The 17,782-nt window shown below is 69.3% G+C and carries 22 protein-coding genes and 1 pseudogene; 18 read left to right on the forward strand and 5 right to left on the reverse strand.

From position 1 onward, the window contains the following. Positions 1-27: 27 nt before the first annotated feature. Positions 28-1,371, reverse strand: coding sequence for a phosphatase PAP2 family protein (locus ACIRU3_RS22025; protein ID WP_404058645.1), 1,344 nt, complete (start codon positions 1,369-1,371; stop codon positions 28-30). Between the two features lie 503 nt (positions 1,372-1,874). Then, positions 1,875-2,735, reverse strand: a complete 861-nt coding sequence (locus ACIRU3_RS22030; protein WP_404058647.1) for an SAM-dependent methyltransferase — start codon at positions 2,733-2,735, stop codon at positions 1,875-1,877. A 522-nt stretch (positions 2,736-3,257) separates the two neighbouring features. Here ACIRU3_RS22030 and ACIRU3_RS22035 point away from each other — a divergent pair. The 15 genes and pseudogenes from ACIRU3_RS22035 (at position 3,258) to ACIRU3_RS22105 (ending at position 14,745) form a co-directional block, all read left to right on the forward strand. Continuing rightward, entirely contained in the window at positions 3,258-3,860 is a 603-nt protein-coding gene (locus ACIRU3_RS22035) for a hypothetical protein (RefSeq protein WP_404058649.1), read from the forward strand. Between the two features lie 285 nt (positions 3,861-4,145). After that, positions 4,146-4,565, forward strand: a complete 420-nt coding sequence (gene rpsP, locus ACIRU3_RS22040) for a 30S ribosomal protein S16 (RefSeq protein WP_020942484.1) — start codon at positions 4,146-4,148, stop codon at positions 4,563-4,565. Positions 4,566-4,570: 5 nt separating this feature from the next. After that, positions 4,571-4,810 carry an RNA-binding protein gene (locus tag ACIRU3_RS22045; RefSeq protein WP_005479813.1) on the forward strand — a complete coding sequence of 80 codons (240 nt, stop codon included), beginning with the start codon at positions 4,571-4,573 and terminating at the stop codon, positions 4,808-4,810. An 82-nt stretch (positions 4,811-4,892) separates the two neighbouring features. Continuing rightward, positions 4,893-5,447: a ribosome maturation factor RimM gene (rimM, locus tag ACIRU3_RS22050; RefSeq protein ID WP_404058652.1), complete on the forward strand. Its 555-nt coding sequence runs from the start codon at positions 4,893-4,895 to the stop codon at positions 5,445-5,447. After that, positions 5,447-6,280 carry a tRNA (guanosine(37)-N1)-methyltransferase TrmD gene (trmD, locus tag ACIRU3_RS22055; protein ID WP_404058654.1) on the forward strand — a complete coding sequence of 278 codons (834 nt, stop codon included), beginning with the start codon at positions 5,447-5,449 and terminating at the stop codon, positions 6,278-6,280. The genes rimM and trmD overlap by 1 nt, the downstream gene beginning before the upstream one ends. A gap of 135 nt (positions 6,281-6,415) precedes the next feature. Further along, positions 6,416-6,766 (forward strand): 50S ribosomal protein L19, encoded by a 351-nt coding sequence (gene rplS / locus ACIRU3_RS22060; RefSeq protein WP_404058656.1) that lies wholly within the window; start codon positions 6,416-6,418, stop codon positions 6,764-6,766. A gap of 45 nt (positions 6,767-6,811) precedes the next feature. Further along, positions 6,812-7,507: a signal peptidase I gene (gene lepB, locus ACIRU3_RS22065; RefSeq protein WP_404058658.1), complete on the forward strand. Its 696-nt coding sequence runs from the start codon at positions 6,812-6,814 to the stop codon at positions 7,505-7,507. Further along, complete coding sequence (lepB, locus tag ACIRU3_RS22070) at positions 7,500-8,570, forward strand: signal peptidase I (protein ID WP_404058660.1); 1,071 nt, start codon at positions 7,500-7,502, stop codon at positions 8,568-8,570. The genes lepB (ACIRU3_RS22065) and lepB (ACIRU3_RS22070) overlap by 8 nt, the downstream gene beginning before the upstream one ends. Then, a complete protein-coding gene (lepB, locus tag ACIRU3_RS22075) occupies positions 8,482-9,471 on the forward strand; it encodes a signal peptidase I (RefSeq protein ID WP_404058662.1) in 990 nt (329 codons plus the stop codon). Before lepB (ACIRU3_RS22070) ends, lepB (ACIRU3_RS22075) begins: the two co-directional genes overlap by 89 nt. 65 nt (positions 9,472-9,536) lie before the next feature. Next, entirely contained in the window at positions 9,537-10,319 is a 783-nt protein-coding gene (lepB, locus tag ACIRU3_RS22080; protein WP_404058664.1) for a signal peptidase I, read from the forward strand. Beyond that, the gene (locus ACIRU3_RS22085; protein WP_404058666.1) at positions 10,309-10,833 is read left to right on the forward strand and encodes an NUDIX hydrolase; all 525 of its coding nucleotides are present in this window, start codon (positions 10,309-10,311) and stop codon (positions 10,831-10,833) included. The genes lepB (ACIRU3_RS22080) and ACIRU3_RS22085 overlap by 11 nt, the downstream gene beginning before the upstream one ends. 56 nt (positions 10,834-10,889) lie before the next feature. Further along, on the forward strand, positions 10,890-11,198 hold the full coding sequence (locus ACIRU3_RS22090; RefSeq protein ID WP_003965949.1) for a DUF2469 domain-containing protein: 309 nt from the start codon (positions 10,890-10,892) through the stop codon (positions 11,196-11,198). A gap of 115 nt (positions 11,199-11,313) precedes the next feature. Further along, entirely contained in the window at positions 11,314-13,305 is a 1,992-nt protein-coding gene (locus ACIRU3_RS22095) for a YifB family Mg chelatase-like AAA ATPase (RefSeq protein WP_404058668.1), read from the forward strand. After that, positions 13,302-14,111: pseudogene (gene dprA, locus ACIRU3_RS22100) on the forward strand (DNA-processing protein DprA); the annotation flags it as partial. The gene ACIRU3_RS22095 and the pseudogene dprA, both read left to right, overlap by 4 nt. A gap of 295 nt (positions 14,112-14,406) precedes the next feature. Continuing rightward, on the forward strand, positions 14,407-14,745 hold the full coding sequence (locus ACIRU3_RS22105) for a hypothetical protein (RefSeq protein ID WP_404058670.1): 339 nt from the start codon (positions 14,407-14,409) through the stop codon (positions 14,743-14,745). Positions 14,746-14,956: 211 nt separating this feature from the next. On the opposite strand, the gene ACIRU3_RS22110 is transcribed toward ACIRU3_RS22105, so the two are convergent. After that, the gene (locus ACIRU3_RS22110) at positions 14,957-15,154 is read right to left on the reverse strand and encodes a hypothetical protein (protein ID WP_404058672.1); all 198 of its coding nucleotides are present in this window, start codon (positions 15,152-15,154) and stop codon (positions 14,957-14,959) included. 410 nt (positions 15,155-15,564) lie between these two features. Next, entirely contained in the window at positions 15,565-15,741 is a 177-nt protein-coding gene (locus ACIRU3_RS22115) for a hypothetical protein (protein ID WP_404058674.1), read from the reverse strand. 117 nt (positions 15,742-15,858) lie between these two features. Here ACIRU3_RS22115 and ACIRU3_RS22120 point away from each other — a divergent pair, with 117 nt between their 5' ends. Both ACIRU3_RS22120 and ACIRU3_RS22125 read left to right on the forward strand, forming a co-directional pair. Beyond that, positions 15,859-16,092, forward strand: coding sequence for a GntR family transcriptional regulator (locus tag ACIRU3_RS22120; protein WP_404058676.1), 234 nt, complete (start codon positions 15,859-15,861; stop codon positions 16,090-16,092). A 69-nt stretch (positions 16,093-16,161) separates the two neighbouring features. Then, positions 16,162-16,404 carry a hypothetical protein gene (locus tag ACIRU3_RS22125; protein WP_404058678.1) on the forward strand — a complete coding sequence of 81 codons (243 nt, stop codon included), beginning with the start codon at positions 16,162-16,164 and terminating at the stop codon, positions 16,402-16,404. A gap of 49 nt (positions 16,405-16,453) precedes the next feature. On the opposite strand, the gene ACIRU3_RS22130 is transcribed toward ACIRU3_RS22125, so the two are convergent. Further along, positions 16,454-16,651: a hypothetical protein gene (locus ACIRU3_RS22130; protein WP_404058680.1), complete on the reverse strand. Its 198-nt coding sequence runs from the start codon at positions 16,649-16,651 to the stop codon at positions 16,454-16,456. Between the two features lie 786 nt (positions 16,652-17,437). On the opposite strand from ACIRU3_RS22130, the gene ACIRU3_RS22135 reads away from it, so the two are divergent. Continuing rightward, on the forward strand, positions 17,438-17,668 hold the full coding sequence (locus ACIRU3_RS22135; RefSeq protein WP_404058682.1) for a helix-turn-helix domain-containing protein: 231 nt from the start codon (positions 17,438-17,440) through the stop codon (positions 17,666-17,668). Positions 17,669-17,782 lie beyond the last annotated feature (114 nt).

A 17,782-nucleotide genomic window follows, 5' to 3' on the forward strand; every position in this document is an offset into this window, starting at 1 on the left:
GATCGGGTGACCGACCCGCAGGGTGACTCAGACCAGCTCGGGTTGCGGTTCCGGTTGGCGCGCCGGTGGGATCTGCGGCTCCCACAGTCTGGTGGTCCGAACGTAGCCTTGGATCACCGAGGCCATCGCCAGAACGAGAAGCGGTCCGAACACCCACGGATGTTCGGCCATCTCCATCGGCAGACAGCGATAGGACACCAAGAACGCGGCGAAGACCGCTGTGCCGTGGGCGACCAGCTGGATTCCCGACCGGTCCCAGCCGCGTGCGTGCGAGCGCAGAGCCGCCTCGACCGTGAGCGCGAACACGACGCCGGCGATGATGTCCGCGCCGTAGTGGTAGCCGAAGCCCAGCGTTGCACCGAGCGTGGCAATCAGCCAGAAGGCGCCCAGGAATCGCAGAATCCGTGGGCCCCTGCGGGAATGGACGAAGATCGTGGTGGCCCACGCCGTGTGCAGGCTGGGCATGCAGTTGCGTGGGGTGGTCCCGTTGAAGGGCATCTGGTGCGGCGCACCGGCCGGTGGCGTGTTCGGCCACAGGTTGGCCACCGCCCAGTGCCCGCCGTCCGCGCCGTAGGCGAAGACCGGCCCGACCACGGGGAAGAGCATGTAGATGCCGGGCCCGAGGAGGCCGATCACCAGAAAGGTGCGCACCAGATGATGGCGCGGGAATCGGCGCTCGACCGCCACGTTGCGCAGCTGGTACAGCGCGACGACGACCGCGGCCACCGCAAGCTGAATGTAGACCCAGTCAAGGACATGGGCGCCGATCGGACCGGTGGCCTCGACGATCCGGCCCGCCACCCACGACGGGTCGCCGAGCGCGTGATCAGCGGTCGCCACGTACTGGTCGAGCACCGTCGGGCGCGTCTTCGACGTGATGAGCAGCCAGGTGTCGCCGGTCTTCCGGCCGGTCACCAGCAGCAGGCCGAGGCCGACGCCCTTCAGCAGCAGGGCACGTTCCTGGCCGGTGCGGCGGGTGACAGCGATGACCGCGCAGCCCAGAATCACCCACAACGCGCCGTTGCCGAAGGGGTGACCGTAGCCGGGGGTCGTCCTGGCGTCGACCACCCAGCGCACCAGAAAGAAGACGACGTCGATACCGATCGCGGCACCAGCCGCGATGAACCGTTGCCGCCAGGTGAGCACCACCATCATCAACGCCATGCTGGCGTACAACAGCGGCCCCGATTTGGGGGCGAATACCACCTCTTGGGCCTGGGTGGTGATCGGCCCCGGGAGGCCGTAGTGACGTGCGGCGATCTCCAATGTGATGAGGAATCCGAGGGCCACCACACCCGCCGTGGCCCACAGGATCGCCCGTGGTCGGCACCACGTGGCGAATACAGATCTGCCTTTTATGTGCGAAAACATCCGCGAAGATTTAGATATCAATTGTTTAGTTGATTTGTTAGGTTTTAGGCGGCTGGGTCACGTTCCGTGCCGGATAGCGTGGTTTTTCGGTGAAGTACGGGTGACGGGCGATGAAACGATCGTCGTGAGTTCGTGCATGCTATCGGAGCGTTGCGGCGGGTTCGCTGGTCATGATGCGAAGCCGGCCGATCCCGCGCTCGCCGGTGCGGCGTCCCGGGGACGGCCATGAAAGTCTCGACGCCCGGCGGACAGCGAGGGCGTCACGGGTTGTCCCGTGGGCACGGGGACGGTCCGGGAGGTCCTCACCGGAGCCATGGCGGCATCGCGCCCGGGGGCGTCCTGGAAGATTCGACGCGGGTCTCGGCGGGCCCCGCCACGGATTACCGCTCGGGCCGGGCCCACTCCCGATCCGACGGATCGCTTCGCCTCATGCCGGCCGGTCGTCTGCGTCGGCGCGACACCGGCGCGGCCCGGTCACGCGGTCTCGATCCGTCGGGCACGCCTCAGGGCACGCGGGCGATCAGATAGCGGAACACGTTCGGCATCCACACCGTCCCGTCCGGGCGCCGGTGCAGATGCAGCGCCTCTGTCAGCTCCTTGTCCACCTGCTTGCGGTCGGTCGCCGCGATCGCCGCGTCGAAAAGCCCCGTGGACAGCAGACCACGCACGGCGCTGTCGAGATCGGCGTACCCGAACGGGCAGGCCACCCGACCCGAGCCGTCCGGCTTCAGCCCGGCCCGCTGCGCGACCTCCTCCAGGTCGTCACGCCGGGCGGGGCGCCAACTGCCGGCGCTGCGCAGGGGGTCGGCCAGTTTCGTCGCCACCCGCAGCACCGAGGACGTGGCGCAGCGCTCCGGCGGGCCCCAGCCGGTCAGTATCACGGCCGCCCCGCGCCCGGCCGTCGGCAGCGCGGCCGCCAGCAGTTCGCCGATCCCCTCGGAGTCGCCCGCCAGGCAGCCGATCGGCTCGAAGACGGTCACCAGGGTGTACGCGGGCGACTCCGGGCCGGCCGCGTCCCCGGGGGATCCGTCGACGAGCTTCGCGCCCTTACGCGCGCGCGTGCCGCGCGGAACGTCCGGCAGCAGCCGCTCGCGCGCGAGGGCGAGCCGTTCGGGAGAGGTGTCGACACCGGTGACCGCGGCCCCTCTGGAGGCCGCCATCAGCAGGGCGAGCCCGGAACCGCAGCGCAGGCCCAGCAGTCTTGTGGCAGGGCCCACTTCAAGTCGCTCGTAGACGGTCTCGTGGAGCGGGACCAGCATCCGCTCCTGGATCTCGGACCAGTCACGCGCGCGTGCGCACAGGTCCACACGGGGTGGTACGGAACCCGCGTGAGACAGGTGTTCCCGCACGAGCGTAGGTGTCATAGGTAAGCGCCCCATTCCGCCGACAGTTCGCCGCAGTGCCCGATTGCGTGGCCCCCGTGCCGTGCGCTCGCACTATCCACGTATGCCAGGTAACTCCCGGCTCGCGGTGCCGTCCAGGGGTCGTGGGGCCCCGCTTGGGCACCCGAGCCGACTGTGGCGAGATTTCACATCCACGCAATCTGGGTGACCGTACGGTGTCCGCTCAGGTGTGACGGGCCGTTGACCGGGGGCGCCGGCCAGCCCGGTAACGCCACGGCCGTCGCAGACGCTGACTGAGGTGACGGCCTCACGCGAGAGCGACCGAAACGCCTCTTGTGCATCCGCCGACCGCAGTCGTGCCGGCGCTACACGCCGGGTCGTACGTCAGGCTACGCACCGGCTTGTTACGAGCTGTGAGCCTTCTCCGCAGATCAGCGCACCCGCCCTCGTCCGGACGCATCAGCGGCAACTGACGGGTACGTGCAAATTATTTGGGATGCCCCGGAATAGGAACACAGCGGCACCCCCGCTCGTTGTCATTACGTGAGCACGACACAGACACCACCTGTTCTCGCCGCAGAGCTGGCGCAGGCGTGGGCCGACATTCAGCGGTACCACCCCGAGCTGCCGGACCTTGCCGCGCCAGAGTCCCTGATCGGGGAGTCGTCGTCCGCGTGCGGTCACGAACTCTCCTTCGAGCGACTGCTCCATGAAGCAGTCCACGGCATCGCCGCCGCCCGCGGGGTCCGCGACACCTCCCGCGCCGGCCGCTACCACAACCGACGTTTCCTCGCCATCGCCGAGGAGCTGGGCCTGGACCACCCCGAGGAGCCGCACCCGAGCAGCGGCTTCTCCCTGGTCACGCTCAACCCCGAGGCGAAGCGGCGCTACCGCCCGACCATCGAGCGGCTGCAGCGCGCGCTGAAGGCCCATACGGCGGCCACCTCCTCCGACACCTCCCGCACCTTCCGCGGTCCGGCCGCCCGGCACGGCTCGTCGGGCGGCGGCGTCCGGGTGAAGGCGGTCTGCGACTGCGGGCGCAATGTCCGGGTGGTCCCCTCGGTCCTGGCCCAGGCCCCCATCGTGTGCGGCGGCTGCGGCAAGCCGTTCCGCATCCCGGAGGTCGTGGGAGCGGCGGCGAGCTAGGGGTACGGCTGCTCGTGGCAGCCGTACCCGGCCTCCCCGCCGGGCCTCACGCACCCGACGTACCTCACCTCCGCGCCGGGTGCATCTCCGGCATGCCCGAGCGCAGCTCCTGCCCCTCGGCCACGAGCGCCCGTGAGCATGTGGCACAATGTCTAGCTGTACTCGACAGCCGCATAGGACCCCTCTCTCCTCCGGCTGACGCGTCCATCGGGCACTCGGGTACCGCAACCCCACGCGGCAGTCTCGCCGTGCCCAACCACGTCAAATCCAGGAGAATCCACTCCCGTGGCAGTCAAGATCAAGCTGAAGCGTCTGGGCAAGATCCGTTCGCCTCACTACCGCATCGTCGTCGCCGACTCCCGTACCCGCCGTGACGGCCGGGCCATCGAGGAGATCGGCAAGTACCACCCGACCTACAACCCGTCGGTCATCGAGGTGGACGCCGACCGCGTGGCGTACTGGCTGGGTGTCGGCGCGCAGCCGACCGAGCCCGTCCTCGCCATCCTGAAGAAGACCGGCGACTGGCAGAAGTTCAAGGGCGAGCCCGCCCCGGCGCCGCTGCTCGTCGCCGAGCCGAAGGCCACGCGTCCGTCGTTCGAGGCGCTCGGCGGTGACGACGAGGGCAAGGGTGAGGCGATCACCCAGAAGAAGAAGGCTGAGAAGAAGGACGAGGCTGCGGCTGAGTCCGAGTCGACCGAGGCCTGAGCAGCATGCTCGAAGAGGCGCTTGAGCACCTCGTGAAGGGCATCGTCGACAACCCTGACGATGTGCAGGTCGCCTCGCGCGACCTGCGCCGCGGGCGCGTGCTGGAGGTCCGGGTCCACCCCGACGACCTCGGCAAGGTGATCGGCCGAAACGGCCGTACCGCGCGTGCCCTGCGTACCGTCGTGGGCGCCATCGGCGGCCGCGGTGTCCGCGTCGACCTCGTCGACGTGGACCACGTCCGCTGACGCTTCATCGCAACCGGCTCGGGCCGGGGAGGGCCACTGGGCCGTCCCCGGCCCGCAGTCGTATGACAGGAGATTTGGACACGTGCAGCTGGTAGTCGCACGGATCGGCCGTGCCCATGGCATCAAGGGCGAGGTCACCGTCGAGGTACGTACCGACGAGCCCGAGCTGCGGCTCGCCCCGGGCGCCGTCCTGGCCACCGACCCGGCCTCCGCCGGGCCGCTCACCATCGCCACCGGCCGCGTCCACAGCGGCCGCCTGCTCCTGCGCTTCGAGGGCGTCGGCGAACGCAACGCCGCCGAGGCCCTGCGCAACACCCTGCTGATCGCCGAGATCGACCCCGAGGAACTGCCCGAGGGCGAGGACGAGTACTACGACCATCAGCTCATCGACCTCGACGTGGTGACCGAGGACGGCACTGAGGTCGGCCGGATCACCGAGATCTCGCACCTGCCCTCCCAGGACCTCTTCATCGTGGAGCGGCCGGACGGCAGCGAGGTGATGATCCCCTTCGTGGAGGAGATCGTCACCGAGATCGACCTGGAGGAGCAGAAGGCGGTCGTCGCGCCCCCGCCGGGCCTGATCGACGACCGTGCCGAGATCGCGTCCTCCCGGGACTCGTCGGAGGAAGAGTCGTAATGCGCCTCGACGTCGTCACGATCTTCCCCGAGTACCTGGAACCCCTGAACGTCTCGCTCGTCGGCAAGGCACGCGCGCGCGGCCGGCTGAACGTGCAGGTCCACGATCTGCGGTCGTGGACGTACGACCGGCACAACACGGTCGACGACACGCCGTACGGCGGCGGTCCCGGCATGGTCATGAAGACCGACCCCTGGGGCGATGCCCTGGACACGGTCCTCGCCGACGGCTACGAGAGCGGCGCCCGGACCCCCGCGCTGATCGTGCCCACCCCGAGCGGCCGCCCCTTCACCCAGGAACTGGCGGTCGAACTCTCCGAGCGCCCCTGGCTGATCTTCACCCCGGCCCGCTACGAGGGCATCGACCGGCGTGTCATGGACGAGTACGCCACCCGGATGCCCGTCTACGAGGTCTCCATCGGGGACTATGTGCTCGCCGGCGGCGAGGCGGCCGTCCTGGTCGTCACCGAGGCCGTCGCCCGGCTGCTGCCCGGCGTCCTCGGCAACGCCGAGTCGCACCGGGACGACTCCTTCGCGCCCGGCGCGATGGCCGGCCTCCTGGAAGGCCCCGTCTACACCAAGCCGCCCGTCTGGCGCGGCCGGGACATCCCGGACGTGCTGCTCAGCGGGCACCACGGGAAGATCGCCCGCTGGCGCCGCGACGAGGCCCTGAGGCGTACGACGCGCAACCGGCCCGACCTGATCGAGCGCTGCGATCCCAAGGCCTTCGACAAGAAGGACCGCGAGATGCTCTCCATCCTGGGCTGGGCCCCTGACCCGCAGGGGGAGCCGTACGGCCGATTTTGGCGCAGGACCGAGACCGTGGAAGAATAGGCCGCTGCTGTGTGCCCGTCCGGCAAGCGCCCCTGCCACAGGGGGACACGACGCCCGCCCCGACCCGCACGGCAGACCTCTTGTACACCTAGTTTCCGTTGATGACCTGTGGCATCAGCGAGGAAAGCAGACGAAATGTCTCACGTGCTCGACTCCGTCGACGCCTCGTCGCTGCGCAGCGACATCCCGGCCTTCCGCCCGGGTGACACCGTCAACGTCCACGTCCGCGTCATCGAGGGCAACCGCTCCCGTGTGCAGCAGTTCAAGGGCGTTGTGATCCGCCGCCAGGGCTCTGGTGTCCGCGAGACCTTCACGGTCCGCAAGGTTTCGTTCTCCGTCGGCGTCGAGCGCACCTTCCCGGTGCACACCCCGATCGTCGAGAAGATCGAGCTGGTCACCAAGGGTGACGTGCGCCGCGCCAAGCTGTACTACCTCCGTGACCTGCGCGGCAAGGCCGCGAAGATCAAGGAGAAGCGCGAGAACTGAGCGCTTCCCCGGGGTCACAGCGGGGCCGGATAACATCTGGCTCCGATGGACACCGAAGCACAGCCGACGGAACGCGACCGCTCCTCCCACCCCGGTACTCCGGGTGCGGAGGGCCGGTCGCGTTTCGCGTTGGTGTCGCGGCTCGCCGAGTGGCTGCCGGGTGGCAGGATCACTCTGACCCTCTTCGCCTGCCTGGCGTTTTTGCTGGTCCTCAACGCTTTCGTGGTGCAACCGTTCCAGATTCCGAGCGGATCCATGGAACAGGGATTGAGGATCGGCGACCGCGTTCTCGTAAATAAGTTGGCGTACCGTTTCGGTGCCCAGCCGCGCCGCGGCGACGTGGTTGTCTTCGACGGGACCGGGTATTTCGGGGACGCCGACTACATCAAGCGCGTTGTAGGGGTGGGGGGAGACCATGTGGTCTGCTGCGACAAGGAGGGGAGGCTCCAGGTGAACGGCCGGCCGGTCGACGAGACGGCGTTCCTGTATCCCGGGGACACCCCGTCCACCGTCCCCTTCGACGTCGTCGTGCCCGCGGGCCGCCTGTTCGTCCTCGGGGACCACCGCAGCGACTCCAGCGACTCCCGCGACCACCTCGGTTCGCCCGGCGGTGGCATGATCCCCGTCGGCGAGGTCGTCGGACGGGCCGACTGGATCGTCTGGCCGTACGCCCATCTCACCCGGCTGCACCGTCCGGCCGCGTACGCGCGCGTGCCCGTTCCCGGGGGCGCGCATGGGTAACCGCGGCAAACCGCGCGGTGTGCCCAGCACACCCGCCGAGAACCTGCTGCCGACCGGGACCCGCCGCACCGCCTCCGCGCCGGGCGGCGGCCGCACGCGCGCGGAGCGGCGCAAGCTCCAGCGCAAGGTGAAGCGCAAGCGCAGGCGGTCGGCCGTCCGGGAGATCCCCCTGCTGGTCGGAGTCGCCGTCCTCATAGCGCTGGTTCTGAAGACGTTCCTCGTCCAGGCGTTCGTGATCCCCTCGGGCTCCATGGAGCAGACGATCCGGATCGGCGACCGCGTCCTGGTCGACAAATTCACCCCGTGGTTCGGCTCCAAGCCCAAGCGCGGGGACGTCGTCGTCTTCCACGACCCGGGCGGCTGGCTGGCCGACGAGCAGACCGCCAAGAAGCACGACCCCGTCGTCGTCAAGCAGTTCAAGGAAGGCCTCACCTTCATCGGCCTGCTGCCCTCCGACAACGAGAAAGACCTGATCAAACGGGTGATCGGGGTGGGCGGCGACCACGTCAAGTGCTGTGACGCACAGGGCCGGGTCACCGTCAACGGAGTGCCGCTGACCGAAGGGGACTACCTCTACCCGGGCAACAAGCCCTCGTCGCTCCCGTTCGACATCACCGTGCCCCAGGGCCGCCTGTGGGTGATGGGCGACCACCGGGACAACTCCGCGGACTCCCGCGTGCACCAGAACACCCCGTACGGCGGCACGGTCTCCGAGGACTCGGTGGTCGGCCGCGCCATGGTCATCGGCTGGCCCATCGGCCACTGGACCAGCCTCGACGAACCTAAAACCTTCGCAAGCGTTGCGAACTCCGTGTCGGGGTCGACCGCGGCCCCTCCGCTGTCGCATAGGGTTGCCTCCGACGATCCGAACGCATTGACCCGACTCCCGACCCCTGCGGAACTCCCGCTCGTTATGGGAGTGGTGGGCCTGCACCGTGGATGGGGCAGGCGGCGGCACAGAGTAAGGAGTTGGCGTGGGGGATGTGGCGGTTGGCGCACGGTCGGGACACGACGGCGAGGAGCACCGCGGGCACCCCGTGGGAGGGCAGGTCCCGGCTGCTGACGACGCAGTGACCTCTGGGAACTCCGACTTCTCGGCGGCCGACGACGGCACGCCGGGGGAGCAGCAGCCCCGGACCGGGACCACAGGCACGGACGAGGCTGCATCCCGGCCGAAGAAGCCGCGCTCGTTCTGGAAGGAACTGCCGATCCTGATCGGCATCGCGCTGGTCCTGGCGCTGCTGATCAAGACGTTCCTGGTGCAGGCGTTCTCGATCCCGTCCGACTCGATGCAGAACACCCTCCAGCAGGGTGACCGTGTCCTGGTCGACAAGCTCACCCCGTGGTTCGGCTCGGAGCCCGAGCGCGGCGAGGTCGTCGTCTTCCACGACCCGGACAACTGGCTGGCGGGCGAGCCCGCGCCCAACCCGAACCCGGTGCAGAAGGTGCTCAGCTGGATCGGCCTGATGCCGTCCGCGGAGGAGAAGGACCTGATCAAGCGGGTGATCGGGGTCGGCGGTGACACGGTCCAGTGCAAGGGCACCGGCCCGCTGATGGTCAACGGCAAGGCGCTGAACGAGCCGTACGTCTACCCCGGCAACACGCCGTGCAGCCAGGACGACCAGGGCGGCCAGTTCAAGGTGAAGGTCCCCAAGGGCTTCATCTGGGTGATGGGCGACCACCGCCAGAACTCCCGCGACTCCCGTTACAACCAGTCCGACAAGAACCACGGCATGGTTCCCGTCGACAAGGTCGTCGGCCGTGCCATCGTCAAGGCCTGGCCGATCAACCGCTGGGGCACCCTGCCGATCCCGGACACCTTCGACCAGCCCGGCCTCGGCCAGCAGTCCTCCGCCGGGGCGTCTCTCTCGGTGGCGCCCGAGGGCGTGGCGGTGGCCGCGGTCCTGCCGGTGGCGCTGTACCGGCGCAGGCGGGCGGACCGCCCGGAGGCCAAGAAGCCGTAAGCAGTGGCCAAGGCCGCCAAAGAGGGGCTCCCCCTGCCCGGTACCGCCGGGTAGGGTGCGGGTCCATGGGTGGCGAGAGCACGACGCGTACGGCCCCGCGCAAGGCGGGCACAGGCACGGCACAGGCCGGCGGCAGCCGGGTCGGACAGCGGCTGTCCGGGGTGGCCATGGCGCTGGGCCTGGTGCTGTTCCTCGGAGGGTTCGTCTGGGGAGCGGTGATCTATCTGCCGTACACCGTGCCCACCAGCTCGATGAGCCCGACCATCTCCATCGGCAACCGGGTGCTGGCCCAACGCGTCGACGGCGCCGACGTGCGGCGCGGTGACGTGGTCGTCTTTCGCGACAAGAGCTGGGTCACCGACGCCAATGTGGTCAAGCGTGTCGTCGCGGTCGGCGGCGACACCGTCTCCTGCTGCACCGACGGCAAGCTCACCGTCAACGGGAAGCAGATCGACGAGCCGTACCTGCCCAAGGGCAGCCTGGCCGAGATCCAGAACTTCCCGACCGTGACCGTCCCCAAGGGCCGGCTCTTCCTCCTCGGCGACGAACGCCAGGGCTCCCTGGACTCCACCGCCCACCTCACCGACGCCGCCCGTGGCACGGTGTCCAGTGATGCCGTCTCGGCCCGTGTCGACGCCGTCGTCTGGCCCATGAAGGGCATGCTCAAGCGTCCGACCGGCTTCGAGAGCCTGGGCGCCCTCTCCCAGCCGGGCCCGCTCCGGACCATCGAGCTGATGGTCGTCGTCGGCGCCGTCCTGGTCCTCGGTGGCGGCGCCTACGGCTCGATCGCCAAGCGGGTGGGCCGCTCCCGCACCCGTACCGGCCCGGAGCCCGTCGGTGCCCGCTGAGACCACGCGGAGCGGCGAGGACACCTACGAGGGCGGCCTGCGCAAAGTCGCCCGGGTGGTCCTGCTCGACCCTCAGGACCGCATCCTCCTGCTGCACGGGCATGAGCCGGACGACCCGGCCGACGACTGGTGGTTCACCCCCGGCGGCGGTCTGGAGGGCACCGAGACACGCGAGGAGGCCGCCCTGCGGGAACTCGCCGAGGAGACCGGTATCACCGACGTCGAACTCGGTCCCGTGCTGTGGCGCCGGCGGTGCTCCTTCCCGTTCGCGGGCCGCCGCTGGGACCAGGACGAGTGGTACTACCTGGCCCGTACGACCCAGACGGTCACCGCGGCCCTGGGCCTGACGGAGCTGGAGCGGCGCAGCGTCGCCGGAGCGCGCTGGTGGACGTGTCGGGAACTGACCCTGGCACATGAGACGGTGTATCCGACCAGACTCGCCGAGCTGCTGCACACGCTGCTCGACGAAGGTCCCCCGGCCAGGCCCCTGACCCTTGACACGGAAATCGTCTGAGAGGTCGTCGGACTGGCGCACAATGGTGGGATCGCACGGCTGAAGGGGAACATGCCATGAGCGCCGAGGACCTCGAGAAGTACGAGACCGAGATGGAGCTGAAGCTCTACCGGGAGTACCGAGACGTCGTCGGTCTGTTCAAATACGTGATCGAGACCGAGCGGCGCTTTTACCTCACCAACGACTACGAGATGCAGGTGCACTCGGTCCAGGGCGAGGTGTTCTTCGAGGTGTCCATGGCGGATGCCTGGGTCTGGGACATGTACCGGCCGGCCCGTTTCGTGAAGCAGGTCCGTGTCCTTACGTTCAAGGACGTGAATATCGAGGAGCTGAACAAGAGCGACCTGGAGCTCCCGGGCGGCTGATGACCTGCGCCCTCCTCGTTCGGGTGAGGGAGTTTTCCACAACCGCCGAGTGGTCCACGAAGATCCACTTCTTCTCGCCTGATGCGTGACGGTTGGCGCCGGAGGTGGTGCCGACATGAGCAAGGCACGCAGTGGACTCGGCAGGTACGGCGAGGACCTGGCCGCAAGGCGGCTGTCCGAGGCCGGTATGACCATCCTGGAGCGCAACTGGCGCTGCGGACGGTCCGGCGAGATCGACATCGTGGCCCGGGACGGGAACGCGCTGGTCGTCTGCGAGGTGAAGACCCGCAGGGGCGGAGCGTTCCAGCACCCCATGGCCGCGGTCACACCCGACAAGGCCCGGCGGCTGCTGACCTGGCCGAACGCTGGATCCACACGCACGGAGGAGCCCCGCCGGGCGGCGTACGCATCGATCTGGTCGGTGTCCTCCTGCCCCGCCGGGGCGCCCCCTCCGTCGAGCACGCGCGGGGGGTGGCCTGAGATGGGATTCGCCCGTACGTGCTCCGTGGCCCTGGCCGGAGTCGAGGGAGTGGTGGTCGAGGTCCAGGCCGACCTGGAACCCGGGGTGGCGGCCTTCACGCTGGTCGGCCTCCCGGACAAGAGCCTGACGGAGAGCCGGGACCGGGTTCGGGCGGCGGTGGTGAACTCGGGCGGTGAGTGGCCGCAGAAGAAGCTCACCGTCGGACTCAGCCCGGCGTCCGTGCCCAAGGCCGGCTCCGGATTCGATCTGGCCGTCGCCTGCGCGGTGCTCGGCGCCGCCGAGCGGATCGATCCGCGGGTCCTCGCCGACATCGTCATGTTCGGAGAACTCGGACTCGACGGCCGGGTGCGGCCGGTGCGGGGCATCCTGCCCGCGGTTCTGGCGGCCGCCGACGCGGGCTACGAGCAGGTGGTCGTGCCGGAGTGCGCCGCCGCCGAGGCCTCGCTGGTCCCGGGTGTGTCGGTGCTCGGCATCCGCAGCCTGCGGCAGCTGATCGCCGTGCTGACGGACGAGCCCGTGCCGGAGGAGGAGCCGGACGACCAGGGACGCCCGGATCCCCTGCTGGCCGGCCTGCGGGTGCCGGGCACCAGCGCGGCCACCGGCATGCGCGGCGTCGGCGCCGCGCAGTACGAAGAGGACCACGACCTGTCCGATGTCGTGGGCCAGATCTCGGCGCGTACGGCTCTGGAGGTGGCCGCCGCGGGCGGGCACCATCTGTTCCTCGAAGGCCCGCCGGGCGCCGGCAAGACCATGCTCGCCGAGCGCCTGCCCGCCGTGCTTCCCCGGCTCGCCCGGGAGGACTCGCTGGAGGTCACGGCGGTCCACTCGGTGGCCGGGCTGCTGCCCCCGGGCAAACCGCTCATCGATGCCGCGCCCTACTGCGCCCCGCACCACTCGGCCACGATGCAGTCACTCGTCGGCGGCGGCCAGGGCATCGCACGGCCCGGTGCCGTGTCGCTCGCCCACCGGGGTGTGCTGTTCCTCGACGAGGCGCCCGAGTTCCGCAGCCAGACCCTGGATGCCCTGCGGCAGCCCCTGGAGTCCGGACATGTGGTGATCGCGCGCAGCGCGGGCGTGGTCAGGTTCCCCGCGAGGTTCCTCATGATCCTGGCGGCCAACCCCTGCCCCTGCGGACGCTTCTCGCAGCGGGACTCCTTGTGCGACTGCCCGCCGTCCGCGATCCGCCGCTACCAGGCCCGGCTCTCCGGCCCGCTGCTGGACCGGGTCGACCTGCGGGTCGAGGTCGACCCGGTCACTCGCACCCAGCTCACCGAGCCCGGAGCCCGGGGCGAGTCCACCGCGACCGTCGCCGTGCGGGTCCGGGCGGCCCGGGAGCGGGCGGCCGCCCGGCTCGCCGGCACCCCCTGGCGCACCAACAGCGAGGTGCCCGGACGGGAGCTGCGCAGCCGCTTCCACGCCGCCGCCGGCGCGATGGACGAGGCCGAGCGCAACCTGGAGCGGGGCGTGCTCACGGCCCGTGGGATCGACCGGGTGCTGCGCGTGGCCTGGACCGTCGCGGATCTCGTGGGCCACGACCGCCCTGACGCCACGGACGTCTGCCTCGCCCTGCAACTGCGCACCGGAGTGCCCCGGGGCGTGCCCATGGCCATCGGAGCCCTCACATGACCACGGGAGGCGACCGGGGCGAGGAGCTGCTGGGCCGGGTCTTCCTGGCCCGGGTCGTCGAACCCGGGGACGAGGTCGCCGGGCGATGGTTGCGGGAGTTCGGGGTCGGCGAGGTGGTGCGGCGGTTGCGGGACGGCGGGGAGCCGCTGCCCGGGGTGAGCGGGACGCGGTGGGGCGGGCTGTTGGGGCGGGCCCGGCGGGCGGCGCCGGAGCGGGATCTCCAGGTGGCGCGGGACGCCGGGGTGCGGTTCGTCTGTCCGGGGGACGCGGAATGGCCCGGCCAGCTCGATGACCTCGGGGACGGCCGGCCCACCGGACTGTGGGTGCGGGGGAGGCCCAGCCTGCGGATGTGGGCGCTCAGATCGGTTGCCGTCGTGGGGGCGCGCGCCTGCACCGAGTACGGCGCCCATGTGGCGGCGACGCTGGCCTCGGGGCTCGCCGAGCGGGGGTGGGTCGTCGTGTCGGGCGGTGCGTACGGGATCGACGGGGCCGCCCACCGCGGCGCCCTCGCCGCCGGCGGAGCCACCGTCGCCGTCCTCGCCTGCGGCGTCGACCGGCCCTACCCCCGCGGCCACACCGCGCTGATCAACAGGATCGCGGAACAGGGGCTGGTGGTCGGGGAATTGCCGCCAGGTGATCATCCGACGCCGAGCCGGTTCATCCTGCGCAACAGAGTGATCGCCGCGCTCACCAGGGGCACCGTCGTCGCGGAGGCCGCCTGCCGCAGCGGCTCACTGGCCACCGCACGGGCCGCCGAGCGCCTCGGAAGGTTCACGATGGGGGTGCCCACACCTCTTTCCGGGGGCGCCGCTCTGGCTCCGATCCGGTTCCGGGTGGCCATCGCCGCCTGAGCCCCCGGAGGGCCCTCCCGCTGCACAGAAGACCGCTCCGGGTGCTCGGTGCCCGGGGCGGTCTTCTGTGTCCAGGGAGAGCGACGGAGACCCCACGACGGGCCTACGCCGCTGCGGGCGGCTGCTCGTTCTGGCGTGCTGGGGGTGGGGCAGGCTGCAGCGCTTCACGCTGTGCTTCCTCGCTTCGAGCTTGCTTCAGGGCGCGCCAAGCGTCTCTGGCGCGCCCTGCGGAAGCGAATACGTCGGGGAGTTGATCGAGGAAGCCACGGAGGGCGAAGAGGAGGATCGACAGCACGCCGAAGAAGGCAAGGATGGCGAGCGTCACGGCCGCGTCCAACGGTTTCGGTACCTTTCAGATCAGGTGACCGAGCCGGGTCTCTTGCGCAGGGCATTCGTCAGCTCGGCCACGGTGAAGTGGCTCGAACCGAGAAGCCCCACGCTCGACGCAACGCTGGGTGTCTCAGTGACCGAGGCGGGCGCGCTCGGCTTTGTTGCGGTGTACTGCTGCCTTAGATCCCATCGAACGTTTCCCTCGAAGCGACTATGCGAGCCGACATCGATTGAGCAGCGCGCACAGGTGAAAGTCTGAGCAAGCTGCCCCGGTCCCGCGCCAATTGGAACGCCCTACACCATACAGATGTAGATCACAATGGCACCGCAGAGGGTGTTCGACTGCGCGTTGGATGTTGCACTCCAACGCGCAGATTTGATGCTAGGTCAGGGCGAGGCAAGATCGCAGCCCAATCCGGGCATAAGTGAGCCCCGTCTCAGTCGAGTTGACCGGACGGGGCTCACCTGATCTACGCCGCCACGGGCGGCTCCTCGTCGTCCGCCGGGGGCGGCACCTCGGGCTTCTTGAAGCGGTGCCACGCGTCGCGTGCTTTCCCGGCGGAGTTGATCACGTCCGGGACCTGGTCCAGCAACCCCTTGAGCGCAAAGAGCAGCACGGAAGCCACGCCAGCGATGGCGAGAATGATGATGATGGCGGTGCCGTCCACCGATCCTTACCTTCCCTGTCATGGGTCGGATCGGTGGGTCTGCGCGCAGGCAGCCTCGATCCGAACCCTTCGGTTCGGGTCGAGACACCTGCGCTGACGTGAACGCAAATGTTCTCGGTCTTACAAATGGGCCTACTGTTCGGCCCTCTCAATGTCATATATCCACTGTCGCTACTCATCAGCTGCGCTCAGCTCACGTCAGGAGGACACGACGGCTGCGAAGCGTTGTGCCCAGCTGCTCAAAGCTGACGAATAGTCCTGGTCCTGACACCGAGTGTCAGGTCGCCCAGGTGCGAAGGGGCAAAAAATCACCCTCCGGGACTGATGATAGCGCAGGCTCGTTGGTCACGTGGCAAGGCCAACAACGCCCCAACTTAATTGCGTTGGAGCGGTACTGATCACCGGTCAGGTCAGCGGCGCTCGGGGGTGCCGTCGCCCTGGCAGCGGCGGCACTGACAGAGGGGCCACCGGGCGTCGATCAGCGGCAGGTTCGGCATGGAGTCGACCGACCACTCCCGTGCGCTGACCTCGCGCATCTCCTTGGTGTCGGCGTCGTAGTGGTAGACCCGAATGCTTAACCCGGCCATTGCAGCCCCCTCGTCGTCCTGACCAGCAGGTATCGCGGTATCGCAGTGTACTGCGATACCGCGTTATCGCGTAAGACTGCGGTAGCGCGGCATACCGCGTGATCGTACGGTCGAGGAATGAGTGCCGATCTTGACCGTTCACGTCCGGTCTGGCGTCAGGTGGCCGAGGTCATCAGCGGCCGGATCGCCGCCGGGACCTACCCGCCGGGCAGCCGGGTGCCCGGCATCGTCGAGCTGAGCGCGGAGTTCGGCATCGCGGCCAGCACCGCTCAGAAGGCGTTGGCGCACCTGCGCGACACCGGCCAGGTGCGCACCGAGCTGGGCTTGGGCACCTTCGTCGCCGACGCGTAGAAGGCCGGCTCAACCTCAACGTGCAGGATCTCGTCTCCCCATGGCTCGGGTTGGGGGAGTCTGGTCACCATGCGGCTCTTACACATCGAAATGTGGATCGGCGACAGGTGGCATCGCGTCCTGCGGCTCGACGGCAAGCGGGAGTACTTCCCGCCCAAGGGCGGAAGCTGGGACGACGACCTGTCCCATGAACTTGAGAAGTTCCTGAAGGACCACCCGGAGACTTTCTGGGTCGAGACCATCGCCAGCCCGCACGGCGTGTACGTCGGCGCAGGGGTGCCCCGGCTGTTCCGCCTCGTCCCCGCCGGTTAACGCGTCGGAGCCCCGGAGACCACGATGGCTCTCCGGGGCTTCCGCGCGTTCACAGCACGCCGAGCGTCGACATCACGAGCAGGCACAGGGTCAGCGAGCCCCCGAACGCGCCCCCGCCGAAGAGGATGGCCGGTGCCTTGGGAGTCGCGGGGGCGTGCTTGAGCAGCCCGGCCACGATGCCGACTATGACGGAAGTCAAGACGCAGATGACGACCACGAGCACCTTGACGCCGAGAGGGAGATTCAACGGTCCGAGTACCTTTCCGGTGATCGGACCGTCGGTGCGCAGTGCGCAGACCTCAGCCCGACCACCACGTGAGACACGTGTGATCAAGCTGAGGCCATGCCGACGTACAGGGACTCAGAAGCCGGATGGGTCAGGACCGCTTGCGGTGACCCTGCAACACCTACTTGAGTCGGGAAAGTTCGCGGTCGGTCTGGGGCAACCCCATGACCTTCTGAAGACGTCGGACTTCAGACCGCGCGTTCCTTAGGCGGGAATGTCTCAACTCTACCTGAGGTGAGCGGGGTTGGCCGGGTCTCCAGGCCCGAGGCCCGGGACGGTATCTCCGGGGGCCTCGTGCGGAGATCTACGGCCAGACGCCCCGGGCGGGGACTCCAGGCCGCCGGAGACCCCACGGGAGGCCGCCGCTGGGTATGCCCGTGCCCGCAGGCCGGAGCGCCGGAGGCCGGGCGTCATGTTGAGACCCCAGGTGCTCGCCGGCCTAACTTCCCGTGATTGATCTCAATACTTCTCGTTACTGGCGCTCAGGGGGTCGCCGACCCTCCAGCTACTTGCGCCAACCGCAAGCCCTGGCAGCACTTGTACGGGCCTGAAATCCCGTGCTCTCCTGGTATCAGAACGGGCTCATAGCCGTCCGGCCCCCGCCTTGCTGGCGGGTGATTGCAACCGGGGAGCGGGGAGAAGCCTAGGAGCGAAGCCGCAACGTGACGGCTCGCGGGGGTGGACCGCGTCGGCGGGGCCATACCTGCCACTCACCGAAGTGCGAACAGTCCCTGACGGGGAACTGCCATGCCTGCACGCACATTCAGCCCTGACGCCCTGCGCCAGATCCGGCGCGACCGTGGCGTCACCCAGGTTCAGTTGGCCGCTGCGCTCGGTCGCAGCTTCACGTCCGTGTCGATGTACGAGAACGGCCGCTCGACCCCGCCGGTCGACGTGCTGGCCGCCATCGCCGACACGCTCAACGCGCCCATGGACGCCTTCGTCACCGGCCCGGCCCGAGAACTGGTGTCGGCCTGATGGACCTCAAGGACGCGCGCCCCATGACGGAGTCCGAGCGCAAGCGGCTCCTCCGTCTCCTCTTCGGCAAGCAGCAGCCGAAGTAACCCACCCCCGAACATGCCTGAGCCCCCG

The organism is Streptomyces sp. NPDC101151 (assembly GCF_044768335.1).
GTDB lineage: Bacteria > Actinomycetota > Actinomycetes > Streptomycetales > Streptomycetaceae > Streptomyces.